At 42.1% G+C, this 8,456-nt stretch carries 9 protein-coding genes; 6 read left to right on the plus strand and 3 right to left on the minus strand.

Annotation, left to right across the window (positions count from 1 at the left end):
• The 3 genes from F0364_RS15745 to F0364_RS15755 all read left to right on the plus strand — a co-directional run.
• Positions 1–610 (plus strand): DUF4304 domain-containing protein (locus F0364_RS15745; RefSeq protein WP_207632710.1); only part of this gene is annotated, 610 nt, incomplete at its 5' end.
• A gap of 480 nt (positions 611–1,090) precedes the next feature.
• Entirely contained in the window at positions 1,091–1,423 is a 333-nt protein-coding gene (locus tag F0364_RS15750) for a hypothetical protein (protein WP_153798762.1), read from the plus strand.
• A 42-nt stretch (positions 1,424–1,465) separates the two neighbouring features.
• Positions 1,466–1,924, plus strand: a complete 459-nt coding sequence (locus F0364_RS15755; protein WP_207632711.1) for a DUF305 domain-containing protein — start codon at positions 1,466–1,468, stop codon at positions 1,922–1,924.
• Between the two features lie 76 nt (positions 1,925–2,000).
• Here F0364_RS15755 and F0364_RS15760 read toward each other — a convergent pair whose 3' ends face one another.
• Positions 2,001–2,423: a TIGR03067 domain-containing protein gene (locus F0364_RS15760; protein ID WP_153798763.1), complete on the minus strand. Its 423-nt coding sequence runs from the start codon at positions 2,421–2,423 to the stop codon at positions 2,001–2,003.
• 107 nt (positions 2,424–2,530) lie between these two features.
• On the opposite strand from F0364_RS15760, the gene F0364_RS15765 reads away from it, so the two are divergent.
• Entirely contained in the window at positions 2,531–3,196 is a 666-nt protein-coding gene (locus tag F0364_RS15765; RefSeq protein ID WP_153798764.1) for a suppressor of fused domain protein, read from the plus strand.
• 369 nt (positions 3,197–3,565) lie between these two features.
• Here the strand turns inward: F0364_RS15765 and F0364_RS15770 are convergent, their stop codons facing one another.
• Together F0364_RS15770 and F0364_RS15775 are read right to left on the minus strand one after the other, a co-directional pair.
• Complete coding sequence (locus tag F0364_RS15770) at positions 3,566–3,982, minus strand: hypothetical protein (protein ID WP_153798765.1); 417 nt, start codon at positions 3,980–3,982, stop codon at positions 3,566–3,568.
• A gap of 271 nt (positions 3,983–4,253) precedes the next feature.
• The gene (locus tag F0364_RS15775; protein WP_153798766.1) at positions 4,254–4,622 is read right to left on the minus strand and encodes a winged helix-turn-helix transcriptional regulator; all 369 of its coding nucleotides are present in this window, start codon (positions 4,620–4,622) and stop codon (positions 4,254–4,256) included.
• Between the two features lie 124 nt (positions 4,623–4,746).
• On the opposite strand from F0364_RS15775, the gene F0364_RS15780 reads away from it, so the two are divergent.
• Together F0364_RS15780 and F0364_RS15785 are read left to right on the plus strand one after the other, a co-directional pair.
• A complete protein-coding gene (locus F0364_RS15780) occupies positions 4,747–5,541 on the plus strand; it encodes an SDR family oxidoreductase (RefSeq protein WP_153798767.1) in 795 nt (264 codons plus the stop codon).
• A 451-nt stretch (positions 5,542–5,992) separates the two neighbouring features.
• On the plus strand, positions 5,993–8,185 hold the full coding sequence (locus F0364_RS15785; RefSeq protein ID WP_153798768.1) for a B12-binding domain-containing radical SAM protein: 2,193 nt from the start codon (positions 5,993–5,995) through the stop codon (positions 8,183–8,185).
• Positions 8,186–8,456: the final 271 nt, after the last annotated feature.

Genomic DNA, 8,456 nt, shown 5'->3' on the forward strand with positions numbered 1-8,456 from the left:
TGCTGCCACAAAACTATACGGCCAACTCCAAACAACAATGACGGGGTTCGCCGATGGGATACCTATCTACAGAGTGACAGAAGAAGGCATTCTTCAATTCATATCCTTTCAAAAAGGGGTGCAATCCCTCAGCCAACAAATGACCATAAATGTTGTTTTGCAAGGACTTTTTTGCCCAACATGTTCATTTGACCTACTGCAACCTGGTGGACGAATCGGCAACTTTTTAAATGTCAAGCCAGACAAGTGGTGGACTTGCAATACTGAGGCAAGTACTGCACAAAGCGTAATTGAAATAAAAGAATGCATTTTGCAATACTTGCTGCCCTTTTTCGAAAGAACATCAACAGTAAAAGATTTGTGTAGTTTAATGGATAATGAAGAATTCAATTTTATTTGGTCTAATCCCTATACATTTATTGACAAAGGTTTCTTTTACTTAAAGGGTAAACATTTCGATAAAGCACTTGCTACTTTCCAATCAAATCAGCCAAGTAAAGTTGGCAAATTCAAAACCATAAAAAGACTGATTGAGGAGCGTAACTATGATGCCATTGAAGGAATTTTATCAGATAATGTAAAACACTCAAAAGTTAAATGGGCGATATGAACGGCATATAACATTTGCCTAACGAACGTTGATGTTAGTCTGCAAGGGTTTGGGAGCAATATTCCCCTTCAGATCAGCGACGACGGACTTCAGAAGGAGAACTTTTGTCTTAAAAAGGGAAATGGCGGTGTTTGGAAGGGCAAATTTGGAGTTTGGGGCTACAGGGACGGATATTGGAAAGAAATATTCCCTTCCGCGTTGTGGCGCCGGGACAAAAAGGGGAAAAGCGTGTATAAATGGTTGTAAATGTTTGTAAAGGTGAATATATTGGGATTGTGTAAATGAAATGTTGCCTATAAATTGGATTGCCGACCGCCTATCTGCATTTAATCTTGAGTTTCTGGACACCTAAATTTTTAAAATAAAACTAACATTATGGAACTAACCACCCCAACAAATTGACCCACGCAAACAGCAAATTGACCCTGACGTGTTGAAAGAGATACAATATCACCTAGGAATATGGAAAACAATGGCTAATTGGTTACAAGGGAGTGTAATTGTTATGGTTTTTTAGCAATAGCATCTTCTCTTTTCATAAGTGCATTTGCAGGTACAGTAGATGATTTAACTATTAAAATAATTGCTTTCATCGCTACTCTATTTATTACACTTATTACTGCCTTTAATTTGACCTCAAAGGCAAGTAATGTCAGAAATGCCTGGAGACATTTAAATAAAGCCATTTATAGCTTTAAGTCTAATGCGATTGATGCAAACGCACTGATAAAAGCATATGAAGAAGGCGAGAATATGTTAGGGCCTGTTGACTTAAATCCTCACCCATTTGAAAAAATAAATGTAATGGCTTGACTTTTGTGGGTTACTACTTCATTATCTATTAAATTTTTGCATATGGAGAGTATGAATGGTATGAGCTATAAGAAATTCACCATAATGTTGATTATCTCTTTCATCATTATGTATGTAGTAATGTTCTTGAATATGGACAATATTGATCACTATCACACAAGTGCGACACGGCTTTATATGTCAATATTAATGGTAGCCCCGATGGCAATAGTTATGATGTTGATGATGGGAAAAATGTACCCCAACAAAAAGAGAAATGCAGGTATTGTTATCGTAGCAATCGTTGTCTTCATCGTGACGCTCATCGGACTGCGGACACAAACTCCTATCAGTGATGTACAATACATGAAAGCAATGATACCGCATCATTCATCTGCGATCATGACCAGCAAACATGCTAATATAAAAGATTCCGAAGTGAGGCAATTGGCAGACAGCATTATCGCCTCTCAAGAACGTGAAATCCGGCAAATGGAAGCAATGCTTGACCGAATGGAATAAATGCAGTTAAGGATAGACAATCTATTGACAAGTTTTCCTGAAAGATTTTCACAAGTATTATTATGGCTGGGTGTTTCTATGAACCGTTTCGCTTGCAGATAATCAACTCCTGGTTGTTTTTGTCTGATATGTCTGTGGGGCGCAAACCAGGAGGTGCGACTACAATCTTCAGTGAATCTCCATCCAACTCATAAGCAACACTGACAGGCGCTGAATTAGCAGTTGCATCCTCTGGCTGAATAATAATCAACCTGGGTTTGCCGGTAGTGTCCAGCTTGAACGAATATTTCATCTCCTTTCCGGTCTCGTCCCTGAAAGTAAGTTTACCCCCCTTGAAGACATACAGGTAATCCACATCCTTTTTGATGCCGTTTTGGCTTTCTGATTGTGCCAGCCAGGCCCCTTGTATGTTTGCCTGATCGTTAGGTTTTGCCGCATCTTGAGCGAAGCCACGTGACAAAGCGCAAAAAAGAACCAATATAATGAGGGACGTCTTCATAATACCATGTAAATTAATTAGATTAAGGTACAATTCAAACTGGTAACTATCGGCAAGTCTTTCCGTTATTTATAACCATACTAACGACATCGCTAAAACAACCTATAATGATAAACTTTCTTAAAAAACTATTTGGCAAACCTGACAAAACGGAACCAAAAGAATTTACCGGACAAGAGTACGAACTTGACTATGAACAAAAATTACAAGGACTGGAGAATATTCTTGGCAAAATGCACGACTTGGTTGGACACGCAATAATTCCTTTTGCTGTTGGTGGCGCTGTTGACATGTACTATTTCCCAAATCATATTAAAGGGACAGGCTTTGCAACAATGGAACTTTTAGAACCTGACGGAACCGGTCCTTTACCAAATAGACTTGGAACTTATGAACTTATCGCATTTACAAAACACGACTATAACGACAGCGAAGATGCACAGACACCTTTTAACCTCATTGAAAGAAAGGTTTGCGGAATTTTCACGACAATTGGATTTTTCTCCCGCCAAGCAGTTTTAAATCCGAACGAGACCTGTGAAGTTCCCAGTGGAGAGGGAGAAGAAAACACGTGTTTGGTATTTGACCTATATAAGCCCAACAACAAAGAATTTAAAGTTGGTAACAGAAAGCACCATTTGCTTTTATGCTTACAAGTTTTTAGAAGTGAAATGGAATTTTCAAGAGGAAATGGAAGCGAAGAATTGTTTAAAAAATTAAAAGAAGCCGGACACTATCCGTATAGTGACCTGGACAGGCAACCAGTTGTATAAACAAAGCAAAAATGGCTGCAAATAACATTGGCTCGGGAATGTGGAGGCCGAAGTACTTTTACTTGCCGCCGTTGGTGTTAATATGCCAACGATGCCAAGACAAGTGTTGTCTCCTGCCGGAATGATGCTAGTAGATACAAGCAAAGGACATTATCCTCAAATGACAGTGCGGCAATATTATCCAGGTGAATATTTAATAATCTAGAACTTGCGGGTGTTAACACCTGCAAAAGCTTGGGAACAAAAAAATGATCATAGCAAAATAGTTTGGGCATTATAGTTACCTATTTACAATTGCATCTCTAAAGTAAACGATGGCATCCGGTAACCGGATGCCATCGTTCTATACCAATGTTTTCACCAAAAGAATCATAAGGGTTTTGAGGAATGCGTTCTGCCTTTCCTCCAAATCAATATCACCACGACACATAATACCCAAAGCAGTGAGAATGCTGCTAAGCCCTTTAGGTTCCATTCAATATCTTCCGGATCAAAGTGCCCATGTATACGTTTACGAAAAAATTTATTGGAATAATCCTGCGCATATTCTATCCCCATGCCAAACAGATAAAGCGCACCAAATATTATTACGTGCCTGATGAGCCTGGTGCCAGCAAACAATACATTTAAAAGCGCTGCGGCTAAAAAGTAAAACAATGCATGCATCTCCTTGTCAATATCTCTAAACACCGGCGGCAGTTTTATCATAAACCCTACAACTGCTACCGCAAAACAAACAACCACTATAACAACCTTGTGCCATACTAAGAAACCATTCTTTTTCATTCAGCTATTTTTGAAAAATCTATCTTGCCAGTACAGCAGTATTTTCCAGGTGAGTGAATATTTTGTAATCTACAACTTGCAGGTGACAATACCTGCAAGGGCTTTGGAGCAATATTTTCCTTCAGAAGCCTTATGAAATAACGCCGGGCGACAGAATATAGCATCAACTGCATTAATTTTATTGAGCAGCGGTTAGGACTAACGAATCACAGAAAATCAGCACAGCAGAAAGCCATGGCCGTTAAAGGCAACCTTTTTCAACCTAATCAAACTACAGGCATTCAGGCTTCAAACGCTTTAATATAACTGAACGTAGACGATCTTCATTTTTATCCCCCCAATTTCCCAACACAGAAATTACAGGAATCAACGTTTGGCCAAACTCAGTTAAACTGTACTCTACTTTTGGCGGCACTACAGGATAAATTTTCTTTGTAATCAATTCGTGGTCTTCCAGTTCTTTTAACTGGATATTCAGCACACGTCTTGTTGCATCTGGAATTTTTCGCTGCAGTTCACTCGGACGGGTATATCCCTCGTTGATAAACCACAACAAACGGATTTTCCACTTCCCATACAGCACTTCGCCAATTAAATCCAAACCACAATTTAAGTTCGGTAAAACCTTTCTTTCATACATAAGACAAATTTAAATCAATGTTCCAAATTGTGCGGTAGGGGAAAAATTAATCCCTATATGAATCGAAACTCCGTACTTGTAATAACTATACATAAGCCTGAATTTTGCCCTAAATATTTAAACAATGAAACAGGGTTTTAATTTCAACAATGAATTATCGGGTAAAATAGCCTTGGTAACAGGTGGTACAAAAGGAGCAGGAAGAGCAATTGCAGAAAGGCTTTCACAAGCTGGTGCAACAGTTATCATTACCGCACGCAACGCTCCCGAAAAAGATAACAGCAATTTACATTTCATTCCTTCCGATTTAAGCAAGGCAGAAGATGCACAAAAAGTAGTAAGCGAAGTGCTTTCGACTTATGGCAGGCTGGACATTTTGGTAAACAACCTGGGTTCTTCATCAACTCCCGCTGGTGGGTTTGCCGTATTAACGGATGAAGATTGGGTATCTACCCTGCAAGCCAATTTGCTTGCGCCTGTACGGCTGGACAGAGGATTTTTACCACAAATGATTGAACGAAAAACTGGTGTAATCATTCATATAGCCTCTATTCAGGGTAAACTACCACTTTATGATTCTACATTGCCGTACGCAACTGCAAAAGCAGGATTGATAAATTACAGTAAAAGTTTATCAAATGAAGTGACGCCAAAAGGTGTTCGTGTGCTCACTGTTTCGCCTGGATGGATCAATACGACAGCATCGGAAGCCTGGCTGGGCGAAATTGCAAGAAACGCAAATAGTACTGTACAAGAAGCGCAACAAAGTGTAATGGACGCTTTGGGTGGCATACCTTATGGAAGACCGGCCGAACCAGAAGAAGTAGCGGAATTAGTCGGTTTTCTTGTTTCACCAAGAGCTAATTATTTAACAGGGACAAATTTTATAATAGATGGTGGCACCGTGCCAACAATCTAATAATCTAAAAAAACAAAGCGCGGCTAACGTTAGGTTTAAGCCTATGTTCTGTTGGCGAAACAAGTAGCCGTCAAGCTATTTACTTCTAACCCAAGGCTTAAGCCTTGGGTTAATAAAACAGCCGGCAAAAGGCTTTAGCCAGAGTTTTCTTCTCGTACATTGTATATCAAAACCACTTCTCCGCAATAGTCTCCGGTACGGGACTTGGCGGCAGCGATGATAGAAATGCGAAAAAGTAACTGATGCCGCTTCATAAACTATTTTGTTAGGTCTAAATTCATCAGCCTGCCCTCTCCTACCCTGCGGGAAAAGCCCCACAGCGAATCCAACTGCACAAGAGTGCGACGCAACGATGCCCAATAGAAGTCCCTCCTCCCCGGCCCATAATAACTCCCTTCAGCAGTTGGCATGTGGTATTTTACAAATACCTTTGCCCATTAAAACCATTGACTTGAGTGTTCCTGTTTTTTTAATTACGCCGCCATTTACGCAACTGAATACCCCCTACCCTGCTACGGCGTACCTGAAAGGTTTTTTGAATACCAGGAACATCGCATCGTTCCAGGCCGATCTTGGTATTGAAGTTACCCTTGCGCTGTTTAACAGGCAGGGCCTGCAGGATTTGTTTGCTGAAATAAATAACAGCATTGCCTCTGAAGACACGGCCAGGATAATTGCGCTTAAGGACGATTACATACAAACCATTGATGAAGTAATACATTTTCTGCAGGGCAAAAACCCAACACTGGCACACCGCATCTGCAGCAGGGATTACCTGCCCGAAGCCAGCCGCTTTGCCCAACTGGACGATATGGAATATGCCTTTGGCAAAATGGGCATGCAGGACAAAGCCAAACACCTGGCCACCCTTTACCTGGAAGACTTAAGCGACCTGGTAAAAGAATGCATTGACGAACACTTTGGTTTTAGCCGCTATGCTGAAAAGCTGGGCCGCTCGGCCAACAGTTTTGATGAACTGTATGCGGCCCTGCAACAGGAATATACTTTTATTGATAAGATATTAATACGCCTGCTGCGCCAGCATGTGGAAACGTTGCAGCCAAAGCTGGTGGCGCTGTCCGTTCCTTTTCCCGGCAACCTGTACACATCGCTGCGCTGCGGCCAATGGGTTAAACAGTATTTCCCCAACATAAAAGTGGTGATGGGTGGCGGTTTTGCCAATACAGAACTGCGCTCTCTTACAGATGAACGGGTATTTGAGTTTTACGATTTTATTACGCTGGATGATGGCGAAGCCCCGCTCGAAAATTTGATAGCGCATATTGAAGGCCGCATACCCAAAGAGCAACTGAAACGCACTTTTACACTCGTGGATGGCCGGGTAACCTGGTTTAACAACAAGGCCTGTGCCGATTACAAACAGGGCGATGTGGGCACGCCTGATTACAGCGACCTGCTGCTTTCGGAATACATATCGGCCATTGAAGTGGCCAACCCTATGCACCGCCTGTGGAGCGATGGCCGCTGGGCCAAGCTTACCATGGCACACGGCTGCTACTGGCGTAAATGTACTTTTTGCGATATATCCCTGGATTATATTAACCTGTACGAACCCATTGCTGCGCATACCCTTTGCGACCGTATGGAAACCATCATAGCACAAACCGGACAAACAGGTTTTCATTTTGTGGACGAAGCGGCGCCGCCGGCGCTGATGCGTTCGCTGGCCATAGAAATTATACGGCGCAGGCTTAATGTAACCTGGTGGACCAACATACGCTTTGAAAAAAGCTTTACACGGGACCTTTGCCTGCTGCTGAAAGCATCCGGCTGCATTGCTGTATCCGGAGGTCTGGAAGTGGCATCAGACAGGTTGCTGCAACTGATTAACAAAGGCATTACCGTTGCACAGGTGGCCCAGGTAAACCGCAACCTTACCAGCGCCGGCATTATGGTGCATGCGTACCTTATGTATGGCTTTCCTACACAAACAGCGCAGGAAACCATAGACTCGCTGGAAATGGTGCGGCAAATGTTCCAGGCGGGCATATTACAATCAGCTTTCTGGCATTTGTTTACCATGACGGCCCACAGCCCTGTTGGCCTTAACCCGCAACTGTTTAACGTAAAGAAACAATCTGAGCTGGTGGGCAGTTTTGCCAATAACGATATTGACCATATTGACGAAACCGGCGCCGACCACAGCCTGTTTGGGTATGGTTTAAAAAAATCACTGCTGAACTATATGTATGGCCTTTGTCTTGGCGACCCACTGCAAAAATGGTTTGATGTTAAAGTACCTAAAACAAAAGTGCCTGCGGATCATATTGTAAATGCTTTGGAGCAAGACCAATATGTTGCCGCCAAACCAACAGACAAAGTAATATGGCTTGGCAAGGCGCCAACGGTAGAGATTGTTACTAAATCTAAAAAGGGCAACCAGTGGCAGGTAGCCAACTTAACCTTTCAAACGCGTAAAGAAAAGGGCGCCATACAGGTGGGGGTTGAACAGGGACAATGGCTGGCCGCCATGCTGGAGAAGTTATCTGTTCATAACCTTAAAATTTACACCCTGCAGGAAGTTAAAGACAGTTATGCCGCCGCCGGCCTGGAAGACTTTGAACTCTTTTGGGACAATAAACCGGTAAACACACTGCACAGGTTTGGGTTACTGCGCCTGTAACATGGTTATGCAAGTGGTAAGTGGTAAATGGCAAGTGGGGTTATATCCGTTTGTCACATTGTGCAACCTCACATCAAACATCTTACATTTCCTTTTACATCGTACATCCCACATCGTACATCTTACATATTTAAGTACTTCGTACTTATTTACATCGTACATCCCACATCAAACATCTAACATAAGTAAGTACTTCGTACTTCACTTTTTCGTACTTGCTTTTTGGGGGTGCCCCCAAGCTATCGCAAGGGGTCGGGCTTTCCGCTCATAC

The sequence above is a fragment of the Foetidibacter luteolus genome (assembly GCF_009650435.1).
GTDB classification, from domain to species: domain Bacteria; phylum Bacteroidota; class Bacteroidia; order Chitinophagales; family Chitinophagaceae; genus Foetidibacter; species Foetidibacter luteolus.